Here is a 26,226-nt window from a genome sequence, read left to right on the forward strand (position 1 = left end):
GCTTGGGCGCGCACTCCCTCCATGGCCGGGCCATCCGGGACAGTCTAAGGGTCTGCCCGGGGCGGTCAAGGGGCGGCGGCTTACAACGGGCGCCAACTAGTAGACCAACTGCACACCGTGACACTGCAATGACTGCAGAGACACCGTGCTGACGCCCAGGTTGATACCCAGCGCGCTGGTCAGCAGTGGGGTGAGGACCTGGGAGCCCAGGCTGTTCAGTGGCCCTTGCAGGGCCTGCACAACGAAGCCAAGCACCGCCACCAGGCTGTTGGGGAGCGAGGTCGATCCACCATTCATGGCGGTCTGGATGGCTGCGATGCAGGACGGCTGGTTGCCCAGCGCACAAACTGTCTGGGTGAGGACACCGCCCAGCAGGTTGACTACGCCGCCCAGCAGGTTACCCGTACCGGTGAGCAGGCCCGGTATGTTGAGGGTCAGCGTGCTGCCGAGGATGTTGCCAACGCTGCTGGTGGTGTTCTGCAGGAAACCCTGCAAGCCCGTCGTACTGCTCGAAAGCTGGTTCAGCGCCGCCGAAAGCTGGTTGAGGTTGGGGGTGAGTCCCGTATGGGATGCGACGTTGTTGTTCCACAGATCCGTTGCTAAAGGCAGGGAGATCCCCGACGAGCTGGACGGCGTCGTCGACTGGGTGATCAGTGCAGTCGTCAGCGCCGTGAACAGGTTGCTGACGGCCGTGCCGATGTTCAGCGTCGTGCCATTGGAAGGAATGTTGGCGGACGTACCGGCAGTGAGTGTGCCGGTGCCGTTAGCCGACAGGCCGGTCAGCGTGAATGGGTTGCCCACCTGGGCGAGCACCGCGCCGGCAGCCTTCACTGTCAGCAAGGGATTGGTGTTGGTGATGGGAATCTGCGCGCAACTACCCGCCGTACTGAAAGCGCTGGCCTGGGTGATGCCGCCCACACACATCTGCAGGATCGACGAGGTGACGTTGAACGTGGCCGTCTGCGGGCTGCCGTTCGTTGATGTGCAAAGGCTGGCGACCGTCGCCTGCGCGTTGACCAGGTCGATAGCGATGGGCAGGTTGAGGCTGATCGATACCAGCGGACTTAGCAGCGCCCCGACCAGCGGGATACTGGCGGAGTTGAACTGCACGTTGACGAAGGCACGCACCTGCGCGGTCGACGCCGTGGCACCGACACCGCCAATGCCGATCTGTGGTGGCTCGATCACCGCAAACGCGGTGCTGATGCTGAGCCCGGGTATCGCGCCGGCCGGCGTGGATAGGTTGCCACTCAACGCGTGCTGCCCCGTCGCCACGGCGACCGCCGTGCTGATCAGTTGCAGTGCGCTGACTTGAGCATTGAGCGCGGATTGCAAACCGGCCGAATCCGGCGCTGTGATCTGCGCAAACAAGCCCGATGTCGGCCCGTTGGAGCCCAGCGTCACCTGTCCGGGTGCACTGCCAATAGCCGCAGTAACCGCGTTGACCAGCGTCGCGTTGGCGCTCAGCAGTTGTTGTTGGCCTGCGGCATTGACCACGGCATTGAGCACGTCGATCAGGGCATGGGCCTGCACCGACGATGCGAGAAGCTGATTAAGCCCACCGACACTGATATTGGCCGGTATCTGCACACCAAGCTGATTGAGCAAGCCGGACGGCGTAATCGTGGCATTGGCGAGCCCCTGGTAGCCCACCAGCGACGCCTCGGGAATAGTGAGCCCGACAGCACTCAACGCCTGGCCCAGTGGCGATTGCCCGCTCACCGTCGCCAGCGTGCTGCCAATACTGAATACCGCGGTGGGCTCCTGGCTGGATGCCACTGCTTCGGCACTGACGTTGGGTAGGTTGCCGGCAAAACCCCAGATGGGCAGCACCGGGCGTTGTGCCACCACTTTCACCGCATTGGGCGTGGAGCCCGATACCGTCGTGCTGAAATGGTCGCTGATGCTGGCATTGGCGACCGGATCCCATGTGCCGCACTGGATCGTTAGCGTGCCGCTGCTGGTGAACTTGTTCTCGACCAGCGCGTTACCGCTCGCCGCGGTGTTGCCCATGTTGTTCGATGCGCAGGCAGTAAGCTGTTGCGCGCCCGCGAGCGCAGCCAGGTCCGCCACCCTCTGTGTGTCACGTCTGGCCCAGTAGAGATAGCCCACCTCAACCATGCCAAGCATGCTCAGGAGGAACAGCAGCATCAGCAACATGGTGACTGCCGTGGCGCCGCGCTGCACGCGGCCCGAGTGGTCGCGTACCCAACACCGTGATTTCCGTTCGTGGAAGGCGTATGGCATGGCGGTCACGGCATGTTTGAGGAGCCTGATCCGCCGGTGCTGTTCTTGGACACTGCGGCCTCATAGAACTCGGGGATCGGGTGTTCGAAGCTCTTGAGGTAGCGCTGATAGCTCGCCGAGGCTTGCTGGCCCGGTATGGGCAGCAGCTTGCCTGCGTGCGTGCCCTGCGCCTGCATGCTGAGTAACTGCCTCGTCACGTCACCGATCTGGGGCGTTGCATCGGCAACCGGCGTCGGTTGGACGGGCGCAGGCGTCGGTGAAGTGGCGGGCGCATTCGCGGCTGCGGGTGAGTCGGTGGGCCCAAGCATCTGTCCGGTGATCGGCGCCTGTTGCGCGCTCACACCAAGGCATGTCGTAGAGGCGATCAGCGCGATGGCAATCCATCGTGCGTGCACGCAAATCGTCGATGGCATCATGGCCGTGCCTCGTAAGCGGTGGCGTCGGTGGTGAAACGTTGCAGCATGCTGGCGGGCACGTCCGCCTTGGTGGATGTGCTGCGTATATCCGTGGTCGCGGCAATTGGCATCGCGGCGCGAGCAGGCGGCACGGCGGCCTGTCGCTGGCGTGAGGCGAGCTGCACCGCTAGTCGCCGCACGTCATCCTGGCTGTTGGCCGGTAACTGGCCGCGCTGCATGATCGCGTCCGCGCGCGTGGTGTCGCCGGTCAGCATCGCCCACAGGGCGAGATTGGCGATCACCTTGGCATTGGTTGGATCGAGCTCGGCTGCCATCGCCAGTGGATCTTTCGCTGTCGTCACTTGCCCGGCGCACAGGCGTGCGTAGCCGAGATCGCTGAGGTAGGCCGCATTCACTGGTTCCAGTTCGGTGGCCTTGAGCAGCGCTTCGTCAGCGCCTACTGGGTTATTTGATTGCGCATCGACCAGACCCAGCCCATGCCACGCCGCCGCGGCCTGGTCGCCGCTGAGCAGGCCGCGGTAGATGGTGCGCGCTGCGTCGAGCTGTCCCGTTGCCCGCAACGCATCGGCCTGACGGCGACGCAGCTCGGGCGCATCGCCGTAACGCTGCCGATAGGCATCGATGTGCGCGAGCGAGGCGTAATACGCGCCCTGTTGCTGCATCTGACGGATAAGGTCCATGTACACCGTCTTGTCATCGCGTGCGCTGGTGCTCGGCGCCACCAGCGATGCCGTTGGTGTGTGATTGGGATAGCCGCCAAGCGTCTTGCCGCAGGCGGCGAGCAACACGCAGGCCGACGCGGCGAACAGCCAGCGATAGACGGAGGGGCGATGGATCATGGTCAGTGTCCTTGCAGCTTGGTCATGCTGGCGATGAGCGAGATAACCGCCGGCCCTGCAAGCACGACCATCAGCGCCGGTATCAGGGTGAGCATCATCACCACGGTCATCTTCACGGAGAGCTTGCCGCTCTGCTCCTTCATGCGCAGCTTGCGCTGCTCGCGCAAGCGGTCACCGAACTGACGCAGCGGCTCCTGCACGGCGCCGCCGTGTTCGTGCACCTGCACCAGAATCTGCACGAGGGTCTTCAGGCCGTCGTTGTCGAACTCGCACAAGCGATGCAGTGATTGCATGCGTGAGCGTCCGCGCAGATACAGTGCGTTGGCGTCGCCTACTTCGCGGCTCAGCAATGGCATGGCTTCCTGGAAGCGATCGGCGACCATCTGCAGGCTCTGGTCCACGCTGAAGCCCACGCCTTGTAGGAGACGTAGCAGATCAATCAGGAGCGGTAGTTCGCTGTCGGCGCGCTTGCGCAGACGCTGGGCCCAGGCGCTCAGCGCAAACTTGGGCGCGATCAGGCCGAAAGCGGCCGCACCGATGAATACTACGAATGCACGGAATCCGCTCGGCGCTTGCCACAGCAGCACCGGCAAAGGCACCGCCATGGCCAGCGCAAGCCGCAGGCCCAGAAACACGGCGCGTCCCTCGCCCGTGTTGCGGTTGATCTGCCCGAGTAGCATGCGGTCTTCCGGCGTAATCAGCGCCTGCCCCAGCCGGCTGCGTTCAAAGCGCTTGCCCAGCAAGTCGAGCCAACGCACGACGACCTGCCAACCATGTTCCTCATGCTCCGTTTCGGCATCGGTGGTGCCGCTGGTGGAAGGAAGTTGCAGCGCGCGATCGATCACGCGGCTCTCCACGCGCCGTTGCCGCACGTGCCGCACCGCTTCGTTGGCGAGCAAGGCGAGGCCGGCGACCAGCGCCACGACCGCAACCACCATGATCCAACCCGTCTCCACGGCACACCCCCTGTAAGCAATCCCGTGCTGGCGCGACGCGCGCGACTACAGCGATTTGGCAAGGCGATAGAGCAACAGACCGCCGGTCAGCTCCAACACGAGCGCCACGAGCAGGAACTTGTGCCCCAGTGGTTCATAGAACATGGGCTTGAAGAAAACCGGATCGACCAGCGTCATGAAAGTCGCCACCGCTACCGGCAGCAGCGCCAGCACCCAGGCAGACATGCGCGTTTCCGATGTGATGGCCTTCAACTCGGCGCGCGCATGCGCGTGATCGCGCATGAAATCGCCCATGCGCTGCAGGATGTGATCCGAGCGGCCACCCACGCGCATGCCAATGCCAAGCACGGCGTGGAGCAGGGAAAGCTCTTCCAGATGGTAGGGCCGGGTCGCCAGCGCTAGCGCCTGGTCGAGATCCGCACCCGCGTGCATGGATGACAAGGTGCGATCCAGCAGGCTTCGCAAGGGCATCGCCACCGACTTGGTTGTGGTCTGGAATGCCATTGGCAGGCTGTTGCCCACGCTGGTCATGCGGATCATGCCGTCGAGAAAATCCGGCAACTGGGCAAGCAGCTTCTGTTGTTGCTTCTCGATGCGTCGGCGTAGCCAAAGCCATACCAGCGCGCTATACAAGCCAAGTACCAGCGGCATGGCGAGCACGCTGCTGATACGCCACCATGCGAGTAGCGCAAGCACGAGCCCGAAACACGCGATGACGGCATAAATTGCGCGGTTGGGCGGAAGATCGGCGCGCATCAGCAAGCCATCCGCGCTCTGAAGTAGCGCCCGCTTGCGCTGACCGGGTAGGGGCGGCGGCTGCATTCGCCGCTCGGCGGGTTGGTGTGTCACCAAGCGCTGCTCGATGCTCTCCAGACTCTTGCGCTGTTGCAGCCGTAGCGCGCTACCCCACCACAGCTCGATCGCGCCAGCGAGCAGCAAGAGCGTGATGGCGGCAAGGGCAAGCGACTGGATCATGCGAAAGGCCCGCTGCTTTCGCGCAGCATCTGCCGGAATGGCTCCAACTTGGTGGTATGCGGTTGCAGGCCCAGGCTCATCCAGCGGTCGACATCCTTACCGTCGCGGTCGACGAACGGGTCATGCCGGTACATGTCCTGCGTGGTGAGGATGTTGTCACCAACGCCGGTGACTTCGGTGATCGAAGAAATCACGCGACGGCCGTTGCTGAGTCGGGCGATCTGCACGATGAAATCCACCGCGCTCGCGATCTGGCGACGCAGGCTGTTCTCACTTCCCTGGAAGCCGGCGAAACCAGCGAGCATCTCGAGGCGATACAGCGCATCACGCGGCGAGTTGGCGTGGATGGTAGACATGGAACCGTCGTGGCCGGTGTTCATGGCCTGCAGCATTTCCAGTACTTCGGTACCGCGTACCTCGCCCACTACGATGCGGTCGGGGCGCATGCGCAGGCTGTTTCGCACCAGGTCGCGAATGCTCACTGCACCCTCGCCGTCGAAGCTGCCCAGGCGGCTCTCTAGGCGCACCACGTGCGGATGATTAAGCGAAAGCTCGGCAGTGTCCTCAATGGTGATCACACGCTCTTGGGACGGAATAAAGCTCGCCAGTGCGTTGAGCAGCGAGGTCTTGCCCGAGCTGGTACCGCCGGACACGATGATGTTGCAGCGACCGAGCACCATCGCTTCCAGTAGCGTGCGGATCGCGCGATCGAAGGTGCCTTTCTCCTGCAACTCGTCGGGGGTGAATGGGTCCTTGCGGAATTTGCGGATGGAGACGCAGGGCCCGGTGACCGACAGCGGCTCGATGATGGCGTTGAGGCGGCCGCCATTGGGCAGGCGGGCGTCCACCATGGGATTGGAGTCGTCCAGGCGACGTCCGAGCGGTGCCAGGATGCGACGCACGATGCGCAGCAGATGGTGGTTGTCGCTGAAACGGATGTTTTCGCGCCGGAGTATGCCGCCACGTGACACGTACACGTCATCGTGTCCGTTGATCAGGATGTCCTCGACGTCTGCATCCAGCAGCAGGTCGTCGAGGGGACCGAAACCGGTCAGTTCCTTAACTAGTGCACCGGATACCTGCTGCATCTCCGATTCGTTGACCGGGATGCGCCACTCCTGCACGAAGCTCGCGGTTTCCGTCTCCACGTACTTCGTAACGGTGCTGCGTGACCATGACGCAATGTCGATGCGCTGGTCTTCGATGCGATTGAGCAGGAACTCGTGCGCGGCGGACAGCACGTCCTGGAATTGCTGAGTTTGCTCGAACGGCAAGTCCGCCCCGTGCAGTCGGGCCGACACGTCCGCCCTGCGCAGCGCAGCGGCCAGCAACGCACTGGACGAGTTCAGCGGCGTTTCCATAGGTTACCCCCCAGTCGGTTGAGCAACGCTTTCAGGGACCCCTTGTCGGCCTCGCGCTTCACGCGCAGACGGAAGCGGGAGAGCAAGGGCGAGAGCGCGCGTACATAGGCATCGTTCGGCGAGGTTTCGTGCAACAGGGACCCGCGATTGGCCGCCGCGCGCAGCGGGCGCGAACGTTCCGGCAGGGTGGCGAGCAATGGCAGACTGAAGCGTTCCGACATGCGGGCGCCGGTAATGCCGCAGGCTTCGTCGTAGCGGTTCACCACCAGTGACACGCGCAGGTCGCGTGCTTGCGCACGTTCCAGTTGGCGCAGGCACGCATCCAGCGCCACCATTGAGCCAATCGACTGGTCGGTCACCAACCAGATTTCATCGGCCAGCTTGAGTAGTGAGTGAGCGACGTCGTCCAGTGCTCGACTGTCGAGATCGCACAACACTAGGTCGAACATGGAGAGCAGACGCTCCAGCAAGGGAGCGACTTCAGCGCCGGCGAGGCTGATGTTCCGCTCGCGCGGCTGCCCAAGCACGGCGGTGCCACTGGCATGGCGCGGCACCGCGGTACGGACCAGCGTGGCGTCGACCCGATTGGCGTTGCGCAGGGCGTCGTCAAGATGGAAGTCGCCGCCGGTGCCCAGGTAAAGGCCGACGTCGCCGCTGGAATGACCGAGGTCCAGCAGCATTACGTTGTTGGCGCTGTCCGGCGCATCCGTCTGCGGTTTGGCGGAAGCGGCCAGTGCGCCTAGATGCGCCGCCAAGGTGCTGCTACCCAAGCCGGGGCGAACGCCACACACCAGCACGAGCTGTCCGCGCTTCACTGCGCGGGCTGGCTGGCCCGAAGCAGCCGTTTTCAGCTGTTCCAGCGCGGTCTTCAATTGCTCGAGGATTTCCTCGTCGCCTGCGTCGATGTCGATGAATTCCTTCAGACCCGCGCGCATCGCACCCAGCACGCCCGCGCCGCGATCGGACGCAGCCGCGCCGATACCCAGCAGGGTCAGACCGGGGTCGAGTGCCATCAGCTGGCGCGCGATCTCTGCGGATGCATCCGTATAGCCCTTGGAGAAATCGAGCAGCACAAGACGAGGCTGATGTTGGTCCAGTACGCGGCGACTGGCCGAGAACTGGTTGCTGTCGCACCACGACAACGTCACCAGGTTGCGTAGGCGGGCAGAGAAGCGCTGCGCGTTGTTCTCGTCGGGCGAGTACAGCAGCAGCGTGGGTTCCAGTGTCGGCTTCGCGAGGGTCACTACAGTGGGATTCGCCTGCATCGCCATATCCTCAACGCGAGAAGCCAGGCAGTTGATCGGAACCTGCGGGGTTGAGCAGCCATGAGCCCCACACCGGCAGGTTGTTTTTTTCTTCACGCTCACCGGGCAGCGGAATCTTGGTATCCCTGGCGATTGGACGCACCAGATGCGGCGTCACGACCAACACCAGTTCCTTGTCCTGTCGGCTGTACTTCAGATCGCGAAAGAACGATCCGAGAATAGGGATATCGCCCAGCAAGGGAATTTTGTCGACTTGGCTGGTGATGCTCTGGCTTACCAGACCGCCGATGACGAAGGTTTCGCCGTCGCCCAGTTCCACGGTAGTGTCGGCCCGACGTGTGCTGATGGCTGGCACGGAGACGCCGTTGAGCACTACGGCGTTGGTGTAGTCCAGGTCGCTGGCCTCCGGCGCCACCTTGAGCGCAATGCGATCGGGCCCAAGTACCGTGGGTGTGACCGTGAGGCCGATGCCGAACGGCTTGTACACAATGGTGACGGTGCCCAGGCCCTGCGGCTCGGGAATGGGCAGCTCGCCGCCGGAAAGAAAACTTGCGCTCTGACCCGACAAGGCCACCAGCGTGGGTTCGGCCAGCACACGCGCCATACCGTCGCTTTGCAGCAGGTCGAGGTTGGCATTCCACGCATGCAGGCCGTTGGCGCTCTTGTGGCCCATGACCAGGTTGAAAGCTGAGGAGATCGCGCCACTGGTTGTGTTGGTTGAGGTGGCCGAGGTCAGCGGTGAGGTGAAGCCGTAGCTGAAGCCGTTATTGGTAGCATTGAAGTTGATGCCGATCTGGCTCATCACGGTCTTGTCGAACTCGACCACCTTCACTTCCACCTGTACCACGCCACCGCTGGAGACGCTGGACGCATCGATCACGGAGCCCTTCTCGCCAACGGCGTTCGTAGCAGCGGCCACGCCCCGCTCGTGCTCAAGCATGCTGTCAGCCTGGCCGTGCAGTACGGCCTCGTTGTCCTGCACGGCAATCTGCAGCCCGCTGTCATTCTGCAACGCAGCTTGCCCGGCACTGCGCACCTGCACGGACAGGCGCTGTGGCGTGGCATCGCCGCGCCGCCATAGCAACAGAGTGGTTTCGCCGGCTTTCTTACCGACCAGCAAGGCATCGCGCTGGCCTTTGAGCATGACGATGTCGGTCACCGAGGGATCAGCGATCGCCACGCGCTCGATATCGCCGGGCAGATGCCACGGCCGTTGTTCGTGCACCTGCAGCGCGATGGCTGCGTCGCTCACGCTGGCTGCTTGGCCTGCGGTCAACGGCAGAGCGGCGCACAGCAGGGTGATCCAGTGACGCTGACTCATGGGTTCACCGCCAGCGACGTGTGTGGAGCGGGTGCTGCGCCGGAGCCGCGGATGATCTCCAGTCCAGCAGGCGCCGATGCGCGCGACGTCGGCCGCGGTGCGGTCACCTTCGAGCGGCCGATCAGGCTCGGTTCGTCCACACCTGCATAAGCGCGATTCTCTGGCGAGGCCAGCCAGCCGCGCTGCTCACCAGTGAGATCGCCACGTGGCGCCAGTACCGTGGCTGGGGCTGGAAATAACAGGTTGCTCGGCATGCCGTCGTCACCGGGATGGCGCAGCGCGAGCGATAGCTTGCCGCTCTGTGCGCCCAGCACCAGTGGATCGATATCTTCCAGCGGCACCGCCAGCACGGCCATCTTCGGTGGTGGCTCGGCCTGTTCGGGTTTGGCGGGTGCTGATGTCGCCACGGCGCCGACGTTAGGCAAGTCGCGCACGCCATAAGCCAGCACGCGCAGGCGCGAGGCGAGCAGGCGACTTTCTGAGTGCTCTTTGGTGATGACCATGCCCGTGGGCGAAGGGTCGGCGATCTTCAATGTCAGCACCACATCGACGTAGTCGCCTGGTTGCACGCGGTAGCCGACACCAGAGATCTCGTCTACCGGCACCGCCAGCGCGCGCTCGCCAGGACGGATCTGCATGGCGATGGGATTGGAAAGCAGCGACGAGGTGATGACCGTGCCTTCGGGAATATTCACCCGCGGTACTTCGCCCACCAGGACATCGGGCTGCTCATAGCTGCCCTCTGGCGCAGCGGATACGGTGACTTCGCGCAGCGACGATGCCGCGATCACTTCGCCACCCGGCAGCATCTGCGTGGCCACCACGACATGGGCGACCTTGGTTGGAATGAGTGGTGCAGCTGGCGCTGCGGCCACGGGCGGCGGGACGGTTTCCGTTTCCTGTCGGCGCTTTCCGAGCGTAAAGGCAACCAGCGCCAGTACCGTCGCGAGGACGACTAGCAAAATGGCGGCGATGCGTGACACGTTGTGCATCTGAAGCGTCTCCTCCGGTTCGCGGTATTTGTCAGCTGCCTGCGGGGTTCATTTGCACGGTGGCCGAGCTGCTGAGGCTGGAACTCAAAACCCATCCGTACAGGGCCGTGACGCCGGGAATAAATGGGTGATTGTTGTAGTCGAACGAGGTGACCACGGTGATGCATTGCACGTTGGCGTTGCTCGGGCAGGCCGCGGCGGCGGACACTGCAACAGGCGTATAGGCGCCGCCAGGTGTGGGTGGCGTAGCGCAGCTGGCGGTTTCACCGGAGAACGTCAGCAGCCATGCCATGGCGTTCTGCGCCGCATTGCAGGCATTGGCCTGGCGCTGTGCCGGTGTGCCGTACTGGAGTGCCGCGCGCGCGCCCTCGGCAGAAGCGAGGGTCAGCGACTGCTGCGCTGCGAAAATCATCACGCCGTTGATCGTGATGAGTAGCATCGGCAGGATGCCCAGCATGAATACCAAGGCGAATTCAATCGCCGCGACGCCCCTCTGGCGTGAAGGGCGCGCGAACTGTCGCCGCGCGTTCATGGCTGCCCCCAGTGCAACAGTTCGGGGTGCAGCACCATAAGGATGGCAGCGATGCCTAGATAGGTTCCGTGCGGCAAGCCCATGCGGCCCTGGCGAGCGTGCATCGCGCGCTGCCACAGCGGCCACGCATGCAGCCGTTGCCGTGCCTGTGTGACGCCGGGTGCGTAAGCCAGTCGCGGCATGCGGAACACCAGCACGATCACGGCATGTACGCCCGTCAGCAGGCAGGCGATGATCCAGATCGGAAGGAGGACATTGGTGCCCAACAGGAAACCTAGCGTCGCGAAGAATTTCACGTCGCCCGCGCCCATGACGCGAATGGCATAGAAGGGCAGCATGGTGATCAGGCCCACCGCGAGCCCTGGCATCGAAGGCCAGAGGGGCGCCGACGTGCCAACGATCCACTGCAGCAGGCCAGCCGCGATCGCCAGCACAAGCGCAGCGGCGAGCCAGGTGTTGGGAATACGGCGTGCATACAGGTCACTCAGCGCGACCAGCACGCTGAGTACGACGGCAAGCGTTGGCAGTACTGCAGCCATGACGTTCCCCATGCGGCCGTCTGGCCATCCATGGCCGGCCCCTGTGATTGACGGCGTCGCCCCCCGGCGACGTTGCCCCGGACCCCCGATCAGGGAATCGCTTTCGTGATCGCCGTGAAGATCGCGGTGAACAAGGTTGTCAGCTGTCCACTGAAGGTCGTGGCGATAAATGCCGCGACAACGGCAGCCAGCACGCCGTATTCGATCGCGGTGATGCCATCTTCCTCAGTCAGAAACTTGCGAATCATGGTGTTCATGGTGTGTCTCCGTAGAGCCTTACGCTCTCGATTGCGCTGGTTTTGAACGACCCGCCTTGGGTTATCGACTGAAACGCGTCACCACTAAGCGGTCCGTGACTAGTCCGTTCGGACTATGGTCCATGGATGCATAGCCCGTGCCTTTAATCGGTCTAATAATACGAATGGCCAGTTGGATCGATGAAAAAATGGGTACACCGACCCGCGATCGATTATTTGGATCGATGAAATGAAAGATTCGTGAGGAGTCGTGAATTATGTGAAGACTTAATTCACGCCAGTTAATGGCAACAAACTGACGCAAATGATCACATTGCGTATCGCGACTACCAAAGAAATCCCCCCGTGCGTGTACGCTCCGGCCGTCCTGGGCGAAGTGATGTACGGCCACAGTCTTGTTCGGGCATGCGTGACTGCTTGCACAAAAACGGCAGACATGACGATCAATTATGTGATGCAATTCACAAACAGGTGGGTGGCATTTCAGCCAAAACGGTTTTTGCCGAATATGTGCATGGAGTAATGCGCATGAATTCTTTAATGCGCCTTATCACCAGGGAAAATCGGTAAGCCGATTAATAGGGAGCGTCGGAATTGGATGCCTCAGGGGGGGCAATCAATGGGAGTCGAGAACGACATCGGACTGAGAGTCGCCCGATCTCGTCACGCTGTGCGGCATCCTGAAGGTCTGTGAGCTCGAGCTGGTACTGCTCGGCAAGCAAGGCCCGAAGGCGCACGCCGATTCGTTGGCCTCCGAGCAGGCTATCTATTTCAGTGGCGAAGTGAACTTCGCCTTTCGTGGTCGTTTTGCACTGCCGCCGGGCTGGTGCCTGTTCGGCTACCTGCATCGGACCTCGCAGGAAAGTTGGTGCCACGGTACGCCGCTGGGTTCAGGCATGGCGTTCACGGTGCTTCCTGAGGGCATCAGCGAGTTCGTGCTCAGTAGCGGCAGTTGCGTCACTGGTGTGTTGGTGCCGCAGCAGCGGCTGGTGGACAAGTACCTGGAGCTCAACCCGCACCAACCCGACTTGCCGACGCGGGCTATTTCGCTATTTGCATTGTCGGACGACGAACGCGCGCGGGCTTTGCGCATGAAATTCGAGGCGTTGCGCGAGCGCGTGCTGCATCTGTCGCGGGAACCGGTCGCGCCGGACGTCGACGTGGACGGGCTGATCGAAACGCATCTCGTCGCAGCGCTGTCGGTAAAGCCGGAGGATCGGCCCGCCTGTTCGCGTGGTCGTCGCACGCACTACCTGGCGATGCAGCGCGCCGAAGAATTCATGCGGCGCAATCTGCGTCGGGACATCTATATAACGGAGCTGTGCAACGCGGCCGGTGTCAGTGAGCGCGCGTTGCGATATGCCTTCGACGACTTGCTGGGTGTCTCGCCCAACCGTTACCTGTCCATGCTTCGACTTTGTACGGCCTGCAAGAACCTCACGTTGTCCGATGCCAGCCGGCGCTCGGTGAAGTCGGTCGCACTCAGTTGCGGTCTGTGGGATCTCTCGCGCTTCGCCGATCACTATCGCCGCGTGTTCGGCGAGCGCCCGCGCGACACACTGATGCGCGCGCCGCCATTCGAAGCGGCCTGACCCAGCGTTTCCAGCATCTCCCATCCCGGGTGATGCCGCAGCTCACTTCTTCACGTCATTCCTACCCCGTGCCGGATTTGTGCAGGGTGCTGCCGTATTTGCCCTAGGCATTGCCGGATTGGCTTATGCCGTTGCCGGATTGGGACATCTGACGAGCGGCGCGATCGTTGTAATAGCCCCCAGCGTTGCAGGTTGCGCATGACGCGCGCCGGCAAAGCTCACATGGACCTGTATGCGCAGACACACAACGTGCACTGCGCCGGCCAAGAGGGGACACTTCAAATGAACCGTATCTATCGTCTCGTATGGTCCGAATCACGGCACTCATGGGTGCCTGCGTCGGAACTCTCCGTGCAACGCCGTCGCATGTCGCGCCAAGTGGGCTTTATGCCCTCGGCGCGCGCCCTGCTGGTGGGCGGCCTGGCGCTTTGCGCGCTGGCATACCACCCAGCCTCGCATGCGGAAAGCGCGGATGACGCCAAGCTCAACGATCTCATGGGTCTGGCGGCCAAGTACGATCATCCTGCGTCGCAAGCCACCGCTCCCGTGGCCGTGAGTGCCAGCGTGCAGCCGCTGTTGAATCGCGTGGCGGTGACGCTACCCGGCGATAACGATGTCGCGCCGTCTTCGTCTTCCACGCCATCCGCACATCGCAGCAAGGGTGTCGTGGCCAGTGTGCGTGCACGCGTGGGCATTCCTATCGTGCCGACCAGTCAGCAGATCGGCTCGGGCGTCACCATTCCCGCTGACCTGAAGTCGCGCGTGGGTGCGATGTCTGGCGGAGCCGACGTGGCTGCACTGGGGCAGGGCGTGGTGTCTGCGGTGCTTCCCTCCAATAACGATGTCGCGGATCGCAATCGCTCCGTGACATTGGCGGAGCATGCCAACGTCACCAGTTCACTGGTCGATAAGAATGCGCATGCAGCGCTGGGCGCCGATGGGCTTGTCCATCTTGGTACGCCCGCTGCTGCTCCCGTGGACCCGTTAGTTGCGTCCCTGGCGCCGGTGGATGCCACTGTTGGTGCGCGTGCTGCGGTGCTCGCCAGCAACGGCGATCTCGTTGACGCTCACGCGCACATCGGCGTTGCCGTGCCGGTGTTGTCCAGCACGCCGCTGGTGAACGCCAACGTTAACCTGCATGTCGGTGGGCAACTCGTTTCGTCGCTCGAACCTGTGTTGCAGCCGATCACCGGCAGCCTGGGTGCAGGCAACCTGGGTGGCGTTGTGGGCAAGCTGCCCGCGACGGTGGATGGCGTCAGTGGTGCCGTGAACGGCATCGTCGGTGGCGTCACCGCGGGTACTCCGCTCGCTGGCGTGACGGGCTCCGTGTTGCCGCCGGTGGAATCCACCTTGCACAACGTGGCAACCACGTTGGCGGGTACGGCGACGGGATCGGGCGCTGGTCTCGGTGGTGTGTTGGGTTCAAATGGGTTGGTATCCACGCTGCCCGCCACCGTCGATGGCGTGAATCACGCCGTGAACAGCGTGGTTGGCGGTGTTACCGCCGGCACGCCGCTCGCCGGTGTCACCGGTTCGGTGTTGCCGCCAGTCGAATCGACGCTGCACAACGTGGCGACCGCGTTGGCAGGTACGACGACAGGATCGGGTGGCGGCCTCGGTGGTGTGCTGGGTTCGAGCGGTCTGGTATCGACACTGCCCGCCACCGTCGATGGTGTGAATCACGCCGTGAACAGCGTGGTTGGCGGTGTCACCGCCGGAACACCGCTCGCCGGTGTCACCGGTTCGGTGTTGCCGCCAGTCGAATCGACGCTGCACAACGTGGCAACCGCGTTGGCAGGCACGACCACGGGATCAGGTGCAGGTCTGGGTGGTGTGCTGGGTTCGAGTGGCCTGATATCCACGCTGCCCGCCACGGTGGATGGCGTGAATCACGCAGTGAACAGTGTAGTTGGCGGCGTAACCGCCGGTACCCCGCTCGCTGGTGTCACGGGTTCGGTGTTGCCGCCAGTCGAATCGACGCTGCACAACGTGGCAACCGCATTGGCAGGCACGACCACGGGCTCGGGTGCAGGTCTGGGCGGCGTGCTGGGATCGAGTGGCCTGATATCCACGCTGCCTGCCACGGTGGATGGCGTGAATCACGCAGTGAACAGTGTAGTTGGCGGCGTAACCGCCGGTACCCCGCTCGCTGGTGTCACGGGTTCGGTGTTGCCGCCAGTCGAATCGACGCTGCACAACGTGGCAACCGCATTGGCAGGCACGACCACGGGCTCGGGTGCAGGTCTGGGCGGCGTGCTGGGATCGAGTGGCTTGATATCCACGCTGCCTGCCACGGTGGATGGCGTGAACGGCGCAGTGAACAGCGTGGTCGGTGGCGTTACTGCCGGTACGCCGCTCGCGAGTGTCACGGGTTCGGTGCTGCCGCCGGTGGAATCGACGCTGCACAACGTGGCGACCACATTGGCAGGTGCAACCACGGGATCGGGTGCCGGCCTTGGCGGCCTGGGTGGCGTGCTCGGTACGGGTAACGGCCTGGGTGGTGTGGTGTCCGGTGTCGTCACCACCGTCAACGGTGTCCTGAGTGGCGTAGCGGGCGTGGGTTCGGGCAGCGGCCTGGGCGGTCTTGGTGGCGTGCTGGGCGCGGGCAACGGCCTGGGTGGTCTTGTGTCGGGCGTGACGTCGACGGTGGGTAGCGTGCTGAATCCTGGCACCGGCGGTGCGGGCATCGGCAACCTTGGCGGCGTGGTATCGGGCCTCACCTCGACGGTCGGCAGCGTGCTGAATCCTGGGACGGGTGGCGGCCTCGGTGGCGTGCTCGGCTCGGGCAACGGATTGGGTGGCGTCGTAACGGGCGTGACGAACACGGTGACGGGTGTGGTCGGCGGTGTCACTGCTGGCACCCCGCTAGCCGGCACGGTGTCTGGTGTGGTGCAGCCTGTCGTAACCACGGTCAACGGTGTGCTCGGTGGCGTGGGTTCGGGCGGTGGCCTCGGCGGTGTGCTCGGCTCAGGCAATGGATTGGGTGGCGTCGTCACGGGCGTGACGAACACGGTGACGGGTGTGGTCGGCGGTGTCACTGCTGGCACCCCGCTAGCCGGCACGGTGTCTGGTGTGGTGCAACCCGTGGTTGCCACCGTTAACGGCGTGCTCGGTGGCGTGGGGACGGGTGGCGGCCTCGGCGGCGTGCTCGGCTCAGGCAATGGATTGGGTGGCGTCGTCACGGGTGTGACAAACACGGTGACGGGCGTGGTCGGTGGTGTCACTGCTGGCACACCACTCGCCGGCACGGTGTCCGGTGTGGTGCAACCCGTGGTTGCCACCGTTAACGGCGTGCTCGGTGGCGTGGGGACGGGTGGCGGCCTCGGCGGCGTGCTCGGCTCAGGCAATGGATTGGGTGGCGTCGTCACGGGTGTGACAAACACGGTGACGGGCGTGGTCGGTGGTGTCACCGCTGGCACTCCGCTAGGCGGCACGGTGTCTGGCGTGGTGCAGCCTGTCGTTACCACGGTGACCGGCGTGCTGAGTGGCGTGGGTTCGGGCGGCGGCCTTGGTGGCGTGCTCGGCTCGGGCAATGGATTGGGTGGCGTTGTGTCGGGCGTGACGTCGACCGTCGGCAGCGTGTTGAATCAGGGGACGGGTAATAGCGGCGGCCTCGGCAACGTGGGCGGCCTTGTGTCCAACCTGCCGGCGACGGTGACGGGGGTGACGAATACGGTGACCGGTGTGGTCGGCGGTGTCACCGCCGGTACGCCACTCGCCGGCACCGTGTCCGGTGTAGTGAAGCCGGTGGTGTCCACGGTCAACGGTGTGCTCAGTGGCGTGGGTTCGGGTGGCGGCCTCGGCGGCGTGCTCGGCTCCGGCAATGGATTGGGTGGCGTCGTGTCCGGCCTGACCTCGACGGTAGGCAGCGTGCTGAATCCGGCCGCGGGCGGTGCGGGCGCTGGCAACCTCGGTGGCGTGCTATCCGGCCTCACCACAACGGTCGGCAGTGTGTTGAATCCCGGCACATCCGGTGGCGGCTTGGGTGGCATCCTGGGTTCGAATGGTTCGTCGCTTGGCAAAGTCGTGCCCGACCTGGGCAAGACCGTCGGCGCTGTGACCTCTACCGTGGGCGCGGTACTCGCGCAGCCCAACGGCACGGGGCTGACGAATGTGCTTGGCCAGGACGGCACGGCGTCTTCGCTGCTCGGCAATCTCACCAATACCGTGGCTGACACGGTGAATAGCGTGCCGGGCGTGCAGCTGGGTCAGACGGGTAACGGCCTCACCTCTGGGCAGAACCTGATCGGCGCTATTCCGGGCGCATCGAACCTGCTCGACAAGGCGCTGCCAGGCGTAGCGTCGCTGCTCGGCGTAACGCCTGCGATTTCAGGCACGGGTGGTTCTGGCACGGGTACCGGCGCGGCCGGTGTGCCGGTGGTGCCCGCTCCGTCGGCAACGCCCACCGGTCTCATCGTCGGCAACGGCGGCGTCGTGGGTACAGCCGGCCAGTTGCTGGGCAGCACCACCAATGCGCTGTTCAACAACACTAACGGCTACGTGACCAACGGCGGCCTGCAGGTGAATGCGGCCAACTTCACGCAGGGTTATTCGGTAACCAGCGTGCTGGGTATTCCGGTGGTGAATGGAACGCCAGTGGGCACGGTACTCACCACGGTGGGTGGTGCCGCGTTGGGCGGCACCGGCAGCAACTCGCATCTGACGCTGATCGGCGCGGTGTCGTCGGACAGCTACATCACCAACATCAACAATGGCGCACCGGGTGGCCTGCTTGGGCTGGCCTTGCCGAACAGCGCGCCGGCCTGGGCCTCGACCTGCGCCAACGTGCTCGGCGTGGTGAAGACCTCCTGCTGGGCGGTAAATGCGGCGCAGGACTATCAGGTGCTGATGGGCGACGGCGCCACCGCCAATGGTTCGAAGGAAGTGGTGATCGGCACCAACGCCAGCCACACCTTGCCGGCCGAGACGGCGGCGGCTGCCTTCCCGGGCGCTGGCACCAACGACCCGAACAACCCGACCGGCGTACCCACGGACGACTACGCAGCACGCTTGGGCCATTCCGTGGTGATCGGCGACAGCGCCAGCGGCACGGCGAATGCGCAGACCATCATCGGCGCACAGGCAACGGCCTCGGTGGCCAACAGCGTGGCGCTGGGTTATGCCTCCAGCGCAACACGCGGCGCGCAGACCGGTTACACCGCTTACGGTCTGAGCACGCTGCAGAATTCCGCAGGCGAAGTGTCGATCGGTTCGCCGGGCCAGGAGCGTCAGATCACCAACGTTGCCGCAGGTAGTGCGGCGACCGATGCGGTCAACCTCGCGCAATTGCAAGCGGTGTCGTTCGCGGCGGGCAACGCCGTGCAGTACGACGATGCCACGCACAACACCGTCACCCTGAGACAGCACCGCCAGCACCAACGGCGGCGTCACGGGCGGCACCACGTTGAGCAACCTGCACCAGGGCGCCATCAGCGCCACCAGCACGCAGGCGATCAACGGTGCGCAGCTGTGGAACTGGACGCAGAACACCGGCAACGTCTACAGCAACTACAGCCTGTACAACGCTATCCAGAACATCAAACCCGGTAGCGGTGGTGGCACCACCACCACGGTGAAGTACTACAACGTCAACTCGACGCTGGCCGACTCCTCCGCCACCGGCGCCAACAGCGTCGCGGCTGGTCCGGTCGCGCAAGCCAGCGGCACCAATGCCGTGGCAGTGGGTAATGGTGCGAATGCGTCGGCAGATAACTCCGTGGCGTTGGGTTCGGGTTCGGTGGCCAATCGTGCGAACACGGTCTCTGTGGGCAGCACTGGCAACGAACGCCAGATCACCAACGTGGCTGCTGGCAGCGCGTCGACCGATGCGGTCAACCTGGGTCAGATGCAGGCGAGCATCACCAGCTCCACGCAGGGCACTGTTCGCTACGACACCAACACGGATGGAAGTACCAACTACAGCAGCGTCACGCTGGGCAATGGCAACGCTAGCGGCACCGCGATCCACAACGTCGCCGCCGGCACCGCCACTACCGACGCAGCGAACGTGGGGCAGTTGAATGCCGGCATCCAGCAGGCACAGAACTGGGCGCAGAACTACACCGACTCGCGTTTCAACCAGATCAACAGCCAGATCCAAAACGTGAGCAATCGCGCCAATGCGGGCATCGCGGCTAGCATGGCGATGGCTGGACTGCCGCAGTCGTACGAGCCGGGCCACAGCATGGCCGCCGTCGCCGCCGGCACGTTCCGCGGCGAATCGAGCATCGCCATCGGTGTGTCGACCATCTCGCAGGGTGGGCGCTGGGTCTACAAGCTCACCGGCAGCGCGGACTCGCGCGGCGATGCGGGCTTCTCAGTCGGCGCAGGGATGATGTGGTGAGGCGGATAGCGAACGTCGGATAACGATCAAGGGGAATCGTCATGCGAAACATCATCAACCTGAGGCGACTGCTACCCGCGCTGCTGGCGGCTGGCGTCGCGATGGCAGCGGGTAGTGCCACGCCAAGCCATGCGCAGACGGCGGATGCCGGGCCGAATTTTCCCGACCCGGCGCGCGCCACCATGCCGGAAGGCGCCTTCGTCAACGTGGAAAATCTGCGCAAGCTCGCACCCGGCATGACCAAGCAACAGCTCTACGATCTGCTTGGCACGCCGCACTTCAGCGAAGGCGTGTTCGGCGTGCATCGCTGGAACTACATCTTCGCCTTCCGCGAAACCGGCGGCGGCGTGATCAAGTGCCAGTTCCAGATCCAGTTCGACAAGGGTCACCTCGCACAGGCGTTCTACTGGAAGCCGGAATCGTGCAAGGACCTGCTCGCGCCGCCCGCACCACCGTCGGCGCCCACGCCGGCCGTCGCGCCGATGATGGCGCTCACCTTGTCGTCCGATGCGATGTTCGGTTTCGATAGCGCCACGCTCTCACCGGAAGGCAAAGCCAACCTCGATCGCCTGCTTTCCCAGGTGCAAGAAGCCAGCCATATCCAGGACATCATGATCATCGGCTACACCGACCGCATCGGCAGCGAGCGCTACAACCTCGCGCTGTCACAGCGGCGTGCCGAGTCCGTGCGCGATTACCTGGCCGCCCATGGTGTATCGCCCGCGGCGATGCAGGTAGCGGGCCGCGGCGAGGCCGATCCGGTCACGCAGTGCAACGACAAACGGCGGGATCGTCTGATCGCCTGCTTGGCACCCAATCGCCGCGTAGAACTGAAGGGGACAGCACGAGCGCAGATGTGACGTGTCGACGAGCCTGTCGTAGTCGGCACCGTGGCGGATCACATGGAAATTGGTGACCCCTCTACGGCGCCACCCCCTAGCGCCGACCGCCGTCACGGTGCCGACTACGACAGGTTCAAGGTACGAAGGAAACGAGGGCAGGCGTCGCGTACTCGCGCCGCTACAGGAGCAGGAGGAACGTGCGATGAAATCCGTCTATTCCGTTTGCGAACGCGAAGGTCGCCAGTGGTGCATTACGCTCGGCAAGCGTCTCGTGCGCAGCCAACTGTGCCCGGCGGTCGCCATCAAGCTGGCACGTCGCCTAGCGCGTGAACATCATGACGTGACCGGCGTGCCGGCACGCGTCGAATTTCTCGGCGGCAAGATGCCCATTGTGCTGGCTAACTATGGCATGCAGTGACCTGCATTAAGAGCCGCTAACAAAACTACTGCGCGACTATCAGGCGGGCGCTCGCTACGTTTTGTTAGCGACTCTTGGCCCTCCAAAAAAAGACCCTCGGCGTGTAGGCGCCGAGGGTGAGAAAAGCGGCGACCAGGGTCCATCGCCGCTGCGTGCTCGTTACAAGTCGATACCGAAACCCGCACCCACCGAGGTCTGCGATCCGCTGGTGGTTGCGCCTACGCTGATGTGCGCGGCGTTGCCTACCGGCGTGGCATAGCCCACCGAGATCGCCGAACGCGCACCCTGATAGCCCACGCCCGCCGAGATGCGGCCGATGCCCGTAGCGCCCGACGCGTTGATGGCCATCTGCGTCGACGCCGCGCCCATCGCGCCCTGGTCGTTGATCTTCTTGTTGACCTGCGTGAACTGGTCATTCATTTCCTGACGCAGGGCACCGATGCCGGAGTTTGCGTCGTAATTGGCAATGGCCTGGTTGGTATACGCATTGGCCGACTGCACCGCCTGCTGCGATGACGCATCGGTGTACGTCTTGGCCGTCTGCAGTGCCTGGGTCACCTGCGCGCTGACTTGTCCCACGTTGGTAGCGTCGGTGGCATTTACGCCGGCGGCGACATTGACGATCTGACGCTGATTGGACGTCGTGCCCACCGACACCGTGTTCGCCTGATTGGCCACCGAGCCCTGGCCCAGTGCCACCGCATTGGTGGCGCTGGCGGACGAACCCTGACCGACTGCTGTGCCGGAAGCTGCCGTTACGGAGGCGCTTTCACCCACTGCCACCGCGTTGGTCGCTGCGGCAGCGATGGTGGTGTTGGCGCCGACCGCCGTACTGCCATCGGCATTCACCTTGGCATTACCACCGAAGGCGGTGTCGTTGGGACCATGCGCGAGTGCGCCGCCACCCACCGCCGTGCCGTTGTCACCGCCCGCACCCACCATCGCACCGCTGCCAATGGCCACGGTATTGGCATCCTTGGCGCTGGCATTAGTCATGCTGTCACCCTGACCGTTCACGGCGAACGTGCCCGGCATGCCGCCGCCCGTGCCCAACTGCTGGCTCAGCGCGATGTAATCCGTGGTGAGCGTCGACAACGCGCCGTTGATGGTGTTGGTCGCACTGGTGAGCTGGCCCATATTCACCGCATCCATCGGCGCCACGCCGGCAGCGACGTTGTGGATCTGCGTACCGCTGGTGCCTTGCAACGTGATGCCAGCCTTGGTGGCGTTGTCATAGCCGATGGCCAGTGGATTGGCACTACCGCCAGATTGCTGCAACGTCGCCACATCTTGATTGAGCGCGGTTTCGCCGGAATCCAATGCAGAGATGGCCGAACCCACGTTGGAGTACGTCGTGCCTTGGACGGTGTACGACGGCACCAACCCATTGGCCACCGTGGCGCCGCCACCCAGTGCCGTCGCCACGGACGTGGCCGTCGCGGTGAGTTGCCCTAGGTTGACGGCATCCGTGCTTTGCGTACCCGCAGCAACATGGATGATCTGCCGCTCCGCACCCGTGGCGCCAACCGACACGCTGTTGTCGCGGTCACCCACCGAGTTCGCGCCGAGTGCGACTGCGTTGTTGCTGGTGACGGAGGTCGCGGTACCTAGCGCCGTGCCCTGCGCTCCGGTCACCTGTGCGGTCGCGCCCAGCGCGACGGAGTTGTCTGTCACGGCATTGGAGCCCGCACCAACGGCGATAGCCTGTGTGCCCGTTGCCGCAGCGGCAAAGCCATTGACCACCGCGTAATCACCGCTGGCGCCCGCACCTAAACCCATCACGGTGTCGCCTGTGCCAAGCGCCTGTGCTTGCGTGCCCACCACCGTGCCGTAAGCGCCACTGGCAGCCGCTTGGCTGCCAATAGCCACGCTCGCATCACCGAGCGCTTGTGCGGCGGTACCCACGGCGACGGCATAGTCGGTGCCCGTCGCGTTCGCGCTGTTGCCAATCGCCACCGTGTTCTGCTGAGAAGCATTGGCGCCCACGCCAATAGCGGTGGCGCCGTGGGCGAGGGCCTGCGCGCCAGGACCCACGGCCGTGGCGTAGTCGCCCGACGCCACGGCGGCGACGGGGTTGCCCGAGACGTCGAACGATTTTGGATTGCCACTGGAATCGACCACGTAACCGCCGATCGCCACGCTGCTCAGGCCCGTGGCCTGCGCGTTGGCACCGGCGGCGATGGCGTTGTAGTTACTGGCATTGGCGCTGTAGCCCAGTGCCGTGGCGTAGTTCGCGCCGGTGGTGGCGCTATGGCCGATGGCCGAGGAACCGATACCCATGGCGAAGGTGTTGCCGCCGATGGCGGTGCTGTAGTCGTCATTGGCAAAGCTGTTGTAGCCGACCGCGCTGCTCTCGGTGCCCATGGCGGTGCTCATGGCGCCGGCGGCAACGCTGTGAGTACCCAGTGACAAGGCCGAATCGCTGCCGTCGCCTGCGCCATCCGCAGAGAAATAAGGGTCGGCCGGCGTGGATACCTGTGGCGTCACCTGCGCCAGCTGCAGCGAAGGCGCTGCGGCGGTGGTGTCGGTACTCGTGCCCGTGCTGGCGGAAGAAGGGGCTGTACTGTCGGCCGCCATGGCGCCGGTGGCCAGCATCGAGCCGGTGGCAAGCGAGGCGACGGCCAGTATCGCCCTGGCGCGCCTGACGCTATTGCCCTTGCCGTGCGACTTCGCCAGTTCGCTGGCGACGACCAGCATGCCGCGCGCGGCATTCCATATCTTGCTGTGGATTGCGTTCATTGATTTCTCCCCGCTGGGTTTTCGGCGATGCCTGGCCTGCGTCCTGCCGTGGGGCGCGCATGGATGGCATCGCTGTCGGACGTATGGACGTCCATGGAATGGTGGGTTGGATGGCTTGATCGTCCGGCGCGCGATCGCTGTCGCACGCCGGAGTGGACTCAGTTGTAGGAGCCGAGCACCGAGACGCCGGTAAACACGGCCGGACTGGTCACCGTCACGTAATACGTTCCCGCCGTTGGCGCACGCACCACCACGGCTTCCGTGTTGGTGTTGGCGTGGGCGGAGACGTAGTCGTACGAGGTGGCGCTGGCCGCGCTGCCGCGCTTGACGTACAGCGACACATCGCCACTGCCGCCACTGGTGCGGAACGTCAGGGTGGTTGTGCCCGCGGGTACAAACAACGTGAACTGCTGGCTGCTGCCAGCCGGTCCCAGTGTGGTCACGGCCACGCCGTTACTGAGCGCGATCGGCGCTGCCGGTGGCGGATTGGTGGTTGCCGGGCTGCCATTGCCCCATATGTAGGCAAGGGCGTTGAACTGGCTGATGTCCAGCGAACCGAAGCCCGTGGTGAAGTCCCAGCCTGTGGCGGCGTTGTAGCCGTAGGTATGGCCGCCAAAGGCCACGCCGTTGTTGCCCGCGGTCACGTCGTGCAGCACGGCCGCATTATTCGGGAAATCGCGATACATCATGCTGGCCGGAAAGCCGATGGAGTTGTTGGCGTAGGTCTGCACGCGGGCAAACACGCCCACGAAGATTGGCGAAGCCAGACTGGTGCCGCCCACCGCGTAGCGCGTGCCATCGATGAAGATCTGCGCGCCCGTGTACGAGGATGCATCGAAAGCAATGTCAGGCACCTGGCGCACCGTGGCGCCAAGGCCAGAGGCCTGCCACGCCGGTGCGGTTTCGAACAGGCTCTTGCCGCCGGTGCTGGCCCAGATGCGTTCGTTGCCATCGTCCGCCGCTGCCACGCCATCGTTCCAGGTCGTTTCGCCGGCCCAGGCGGTACCGTTGGTCATCAGCTCGGTGCCGCCGACGGCGATCACGTTGGGCGACGTTGAGGGTTCGCTCACCGAGTAGGTCGAGAGGCTGAATGGTGAAGGCAGCACCACGCCTGCGCCGCTGGCGAACTCGCCGTCGGTGGTGACGTATACGCCCTGGTCGCCCGAGGCGACGGAGAACGTCTGGCCCTGCGCGACGGCCTGCGCGAAGACGGCGTCATCCGCTGCCTGTGTGCCGCTTTGATTGGCGATGGTTTCGTCTTCGCCCAGCGAGACGTTGATCACCTTGGCGAGCGTGGTATCCGTGACGGCGGCGTTGTAGGCCGCGGTGATGCCCGCGTCGGTCAGTTCTTCGTCTGCGGCACCGTCCTGTCCATTCGCCGCCGTGTAGAACACCAGCTGCTTCACACCGCCGGAGGTGCCGACGATGGACTGTGAGTCGAGGTTCCACTCCATGTCCGAGCTGGGGTCGTCGGAGAAGTCCACGGCCGAGCCGAGCGTCACCGGTACCACGCGGACGTTGGTGGCGTTCATCGCCACCGCCGTGGTCATGGTGTTGAGGTCCTGCTGCGTCTGTGTGAGATCACCCCAGGTAATGATGCCCACCGTGGTGTTGAAAGCTGTCGGTGTGCTGCCCGCGTCGTAGATCGTCGGGAATTGCGTGGGCGAGTGCGTCACCGCGGACGCCGTGCCCTGGGTAGCGACATTCGTCGTTGCCGTCACCGGCCTGCCGAGGAAGCTCAGCGGATGCTTGTGTTCAATGTTCTGCAGGCCGATCACCGAGCCGACAATGCCGCCGAGCGACTGCGGGACCATCACGTCGCTGTCGTTGCCGAAGCGTTGCTTGCCGTTCTCGGTGTAGGTCTTCATGGAGGCGTTGAACGCCGTGGCTACGGTGGCGGCATTGCCATCGGCATAGACCAGCGTGTTGTTCGGCGACACGGTGATACGGGTAAAGCCCGACTGCTGCAGGTGTGTCACGACGGCCTGTACCTGGGCATCGGTCGGCGCATAAGTCGCCTTAAATTGCGCAGGCGTGAGGAACTTGCCAAATACCGCGTTACCCGGTGTGTTCACGTTCTTGATGAACGCTTGCAGCTGGTCCGCGTTGCGCAGGTTCAGGCCAACGGCGATGTGCAGCAGCTTGCTGTTGGCCAACGGTGTTACCACCGCGGACACCTGCGGCTGGCCGTGGCGGTTGACGGCATAGTTGGTGTGCGTCACGGGTGCTTGCCCGGCGCGTGCCGACGATGTGGTTACCGTCTTCAACAGCGCGGCGTGGCTGTGGGTTGGCGCCCAGTCGCTCGCGTGCGCAGCCAGCGGGCTGAAGGCGAGTGCGAGGGCCATGGGCAGAAAGGCTTTGCGGGCGGGCAGGCCTGCATGAGTCGTACGAGTGCGGCTGGACATCTTCGATCCCCGGGATGCGTGGGGCCGGCGCGGCCCCAATTCGAATAGGCGCCCGACTGGCGCTTTACCAAGCGCGGATAACTAGCGACGATCCCGAGTACCCCATGCCTCGTTGCGCGAGGCATCCCCTGGTCTGCAGCGGCGACGTGCTAGCCAGACGACGGCTTGAATTCAGCTTTCACCAGAC

At 64.2% G+C, this 26,226-nt stretch carries 17 protein-coding genes and 3 pseudogenes; 6 read left to right on the forward strand and 14 right to left on the reverse strand.

Going from position 1 to position 26,226, the window contains the following annotated elements; genetic code table 11:
• Nucleotides 1–96 precede the first annotated feature (96 nt).
• From DYST_RS16155 to DYST_RS16210, 12 genes are all read right to left on the reverse strand, one after another.
• Entirely contained in the window at nt 97–2,247 is a 2,151-nt protein-coding gene (locus tag DYST_RS16155) for a TadG family pilus assembly protein (RefSeq protein WP_239946624.1), read from the reverse strand.
• A gap of 5 nt (nt 2,248–2,252) precedes the next feature.
• Nucleotides 2,253–2,663 carry a DUF3613 domain-containing protein gene (locus DYST_RS16160; RefSeq protein WP_239946626.1) on the reverse strand — a complete coding sequence of 137 codons (411 nt, stop codon included), beginning with the start codon at nt 2,661–2,663 and terminating at the stop codon, nt 2,253–2,255.
• Nucleotides 2,660–3,502 carry a Flp pilus assembly protein TadD gene (locus tag DYST_RS16165; RefSeq protein ID WP_239946628.1) on the reverse strand — a complete coding sequence of 281 codons (843 nt, stop codon included), beginning with the start codon at nt 3,500–3,502 and terminating at the stop codon, nt 2,660–2,662. The genes DYST_RS16160 and DYST_RS16165 overlap by 4 nt, the downstream gene beginning before the upstream one ends.
• Nucleotides 3,503–3,504: 2 nt before the next feature.
• Complete coding sequence (locus tag DYST_RS16170) at nt 3,505–4,440, reverse strand: type II secretion system F family protein (RefSeq protein WP_239946630.1); 936 nt, start codon at nt 4,438–4,440, stop codon at nt 3,505–3,507.
• Nucleotides 4,441–4,503: 63 nt separating this feature from the next.
• The gene (locus DYST_RS16175) at nt 4,504–5,433 is read right to left on the reverse strand and encodes a type II secretion system F family protein (protein WP_239946631.1); all 930 of its coding nucleotides are present in this window, start codon (nt 5,431–5,433) and stop codon (nt 4,504–4,506) included.
• Nucleotides 5,430–6,794: a CpaF family protein gene (locus DYST_RS16180; RefSeq protein WP_239946632.1), complete on the reverse strand. Its 1,365-nt coding sequence runs from the start codon at nt 6,792–6,794 to the stop codon at nt 5,430–5,432. Before DYST_RS16180 ends, DYST_RS16175 begins: the two co-directional genes overlap by 4 nt.
• Nucleotides 6,779–8,059, reverse strand: a complete 1,281-nt coding sequence (locus DYST_RS16185; protein ID WP_239946637.1) for an AAA family ATPase — start codon at nt 8,057–8,059, stop codon at nt 6,779–6,781. Before DYST_RS16185 ends, DYST_RS16180 begins: the two co-directional genes overlap by 16 nt.
• A 10-nt stretch (nt 8,060–8,069) precedes the next feature.
• Nucleotides 8,070–9,380 (reverse strand): type II and III secretion system protein family protein, encoded by a 1,311-nt coding sequence (locus DYST_RS16190; RefSeq protein WP_239946638.1) that lies wholly within the window; start codon nt 9,378–9,380, stop codon nt 8,070–8,072.
• Complete coding sequence (cpaB, locus tag DYST_RS16195) at nt 9,377–10,372, reverse strand: Flp pilus assembly protein CpaB (protein WP_239946640.1); 996 nt, start codon at nt 10,370–10,372, stop codon at nt 9,377–9,379. The genes DYST_RS16190 and cpaB overlap by 4 nt, the downstream gene beginning before the upstream one ends.
• 31 nt (nt 10,373–10,403) lie before the next feature.
• Nucleotides 10,404–10,904 (reverse strand): TadE/TadG family type IV pilus assembly protein, encoded by a 501-nt coding sequence (locus tag DYST_RS16200; protein WP_239946642.1) that lies wholly within the window; start codon nt 10,902–10,904, stop codon nt 10,404–10,406.
• Nucleotides 10,901–11,443, reverse strand: a complete 543-nt coding sequence (locus DYST_RS16205; RefSeq protein ID WP_239946644.1) for an A24 family peptidase — start codon at nt 11,441–11,443, stop codon at nt 10,901–10,903. The genes DYST_RS16200 and DYST_RS16205 overlap by 4 nt, the downstream gene beginning before the upstream one ends.
• Nucleotides 11,444–11,532: 89 nt before the next feature.
• A complete protein-coding gene (locus tag DYST_RS16210) occupies nt 11,533–11,700 on the reverse strand; it encodes a Flp family type IVb pilin (RefSeq protein WP_239946646.1) in 168 nt (55 codons plus the stop codon).
• 746 nt (nt 11,701–12,446) lie between these two features.
• On the opposite strand from DYST_RS16210, the gene DYST_RS16215 reads away from it, so the two are divergent.
• The 6 genes and pseudogenes from DYST_RS16215 (at nt 12,447) to DYST_RS16235 (ending at nt 20,895) form a co-directional block, all read left to right on the forward strand.
• Nucleotides 12,447–13,292 (forward strand): helix-turn-helix domain-containing protein, encoded by an 846-nt coding sequence (locus tag DYST_RS16215; RefSeq protein WP_239946648.1) that lies wholly within the window; start codon nt 12,447–12,449, stop codon nt 13,290–13,292.
• A 282-nt stretch (nt 13,293–13,574) separates the two neighbouring features.
• Nucleotides 13,575–13,673, forward strand: a pseudogene (locus DYST_RS24365) (ESPR-type extended signal peptide-containing protein); the annotation flags it as partial.
• A 4,458-nt stretch (nt 13,674–18,131) separates the two neighbouring features.
• A pseudogene (locus DYST_RS24370) lies at nt 18,132–19,236 on the forward strand (YadA family autotransporter adhesin); the annotation flags it as partial.
• A 30-nt stretch (nt 19,237–19,266) separates the two neighbouring features.
• Nucleotides 19,267–19,635 (forward strand): annotated as a pseudogene (locus DYST_RS24375) (YadA family autotransporter adhesin); the annotation flags it as partial.
• A gap of 41 nt (nt 19,636–19,676) precedes the next feature.
• Nucleotides 19,677–20,495: an OmpA family protein gene (locus DYST_RS16230; RefSeq protein WP_239946652.1), complete on the forward strand. Its 819-nt coding sequence runs from the start codon at nt 19,677–19,679 to the stop codon at nt 20,493–20,495.
• A 184-nt stretch (nt 20,496–20,679) separates the two neighbouring features.
• Entirely contained in the window at nt 20,680–20,895 is a 216-nt protein-coding gene (locus tag DYST_RS16235) for a hypothetical protein (RefSeq protein ID WP_102301767.1), read from the forward strand.
• A 159-nt stretch (nt 20,896–21,054) separates the two neighbouring features.
• Here DYST_RS16235 and DYST_RS16240 read toward each other — a convergent pair whose 3' ends face one another.
• Both DYST_RS16240 and DYST_RS16245 read right to left on the reverse strand, forming a co-directional pair.
• Nucleotides 21,055–23,634, reverse strand: coding sequence for an ESPR-type extended signal peptide-containing protein (locus tag DYST_RS16240; protein WP_239946653.1), 2,580 nt, complete (start codon nt 23,632–23,634; stop codon nt 21,055–21,057).
• Nucleotides 23,635–23,792: 158 nt separating this feature from the next.
• On the reverse strand, nt 23,793–26,039 hold the full coding sequence (locus DYST_RS16245; protein ID WP_239946655.1) for a protease pro-enzyme activation domain-containing protein: 2,247 nt from the start codon (nt 26,037–26,039) through the stop codon (nt 23,793–23,795).
• Between the last annotated feature and the right edge of the window lie 187 nt (nt 26,040–26,226).

The organism is Dyella terrae (assembly GCF_022394535.1).
GTDB lineage: Bacteria > Pseudomonadota > Gammaproteobacteria > Xanthomonadales > Rhodanobacteraceae > Dyella.

Bases quoted from the DNA above. Each gene is read 5' to 3' on its own strand.
- DYST_RS16155 (WP_239946624.1), bottom strand. From the start codon at position 2,247: ATGCCATACGCCTTCCACGAACGGAAATCACGGTGTTGGGTACGCGAC.
- DYST_RS16160 (WP_239946626.1), bottom strand. From the start codon at position 2,663: ATGATGCCATCGACGATTTGCGTGCACGCACGATGGATTGCCATCGCG.
- DYST_RS16165 (WP_239946628.1), bottom strand. From the start codon at position 3,502: ATGATCCATCGCCCCTCCGTCTATCGCTGGCTGTTCGCCGCGTCGGCC.
- DYST_RS16170 (WP_239946630.1), bottom strand. From the start codon at position 4,440: ATGGTGGTTGCGGTCGTGGCGCTGGTCGCCGGCCTCGCCTTGCTCGCC.
- DYST_RS16175 (WP_239946631.1), bottom strand. From the start codon at position 5,433: ATGATCCAGTCGCTTGCCCTTGCCGCCATCACGCTCTTGCTGCTCGCT.
- DYST_RS16180 (WP_239946632.1), bottom strand. From the start codon at position 6,794: ATGGAAACGCCGCTGAACTCGTCCAGTGCGTTGCTGGCCGCTGCGCTG.
- DYST_RS16185 (WP_239946637.1), bottom strand. From the start codon at position 8,059: ATGCAGGCGAATCCCACTGTAGTGACCCTCGCGAAGCCGACACTGGAA.
- DYST_RS16190 (WP_239946638.1), bottom strand. From the start codon at position 9,380: ATGAGTCAGCGTCACTGGATCACCCTGCTGTGCGCCGCTCTGCCGTTG.
- cpaB (WP_239946640.1), bottom strand. From the start codon at position 10,372: ATGCACAACGTGTCACGCATCGCCGCCATTTTGCTAGTCGTCCTCGCG.
- DYST_RS16200 (WP_239946642.1), bottom strand. From the start codon at position 10,904: ATGAACGCGCGGCGACAGTTCGCGCGCCCTTCACGCCAGAGGGGCGTC.
- DYST_RS16205 (WP_239946644.1), bottom strand. From the start codon at position 11,443: ATGGCTGCAGTACTGCCAACGCTTGCCGTCGTACTCAGCGTGCTGGTC.
- DYST_RS16210 (WP_239946646.1), bottom strand. From the start codon at position 11,700: ATGAACACCATGATTCGCAAGTTTCTGACTGAGGAAGATGGCATCACC.
- DYST_RS16230 (WP_239946652.1), top strand. From the start codon at position 19,677: ATGCGAAACATCATCAACCTGAGGCGACTGCTACCCGCGCTGCTGGCG.
- DYST_RS16235 (WP_102301767.1), top strand. From the start codon at position 20,680: ATGAAATCCGTCTATTCCGTTTGCGAACGCGAAGGTCGCCAGTGGTGC.
- DYST_RS16240 (WP_239946653.1), bottom strand. From the start codon at position 23,634: ATGAACGCAATCCACAGCAAGATATGGAATGCCGCGCGCGGCATGCTG.
- DYST_RS16245 (WP_239946655.1), bottom strand. From the start codon at position 26,039: ATGTCCAGCCGCACTCGTACGACTCATGCAGGCCTGCCCGCCCGCAAA.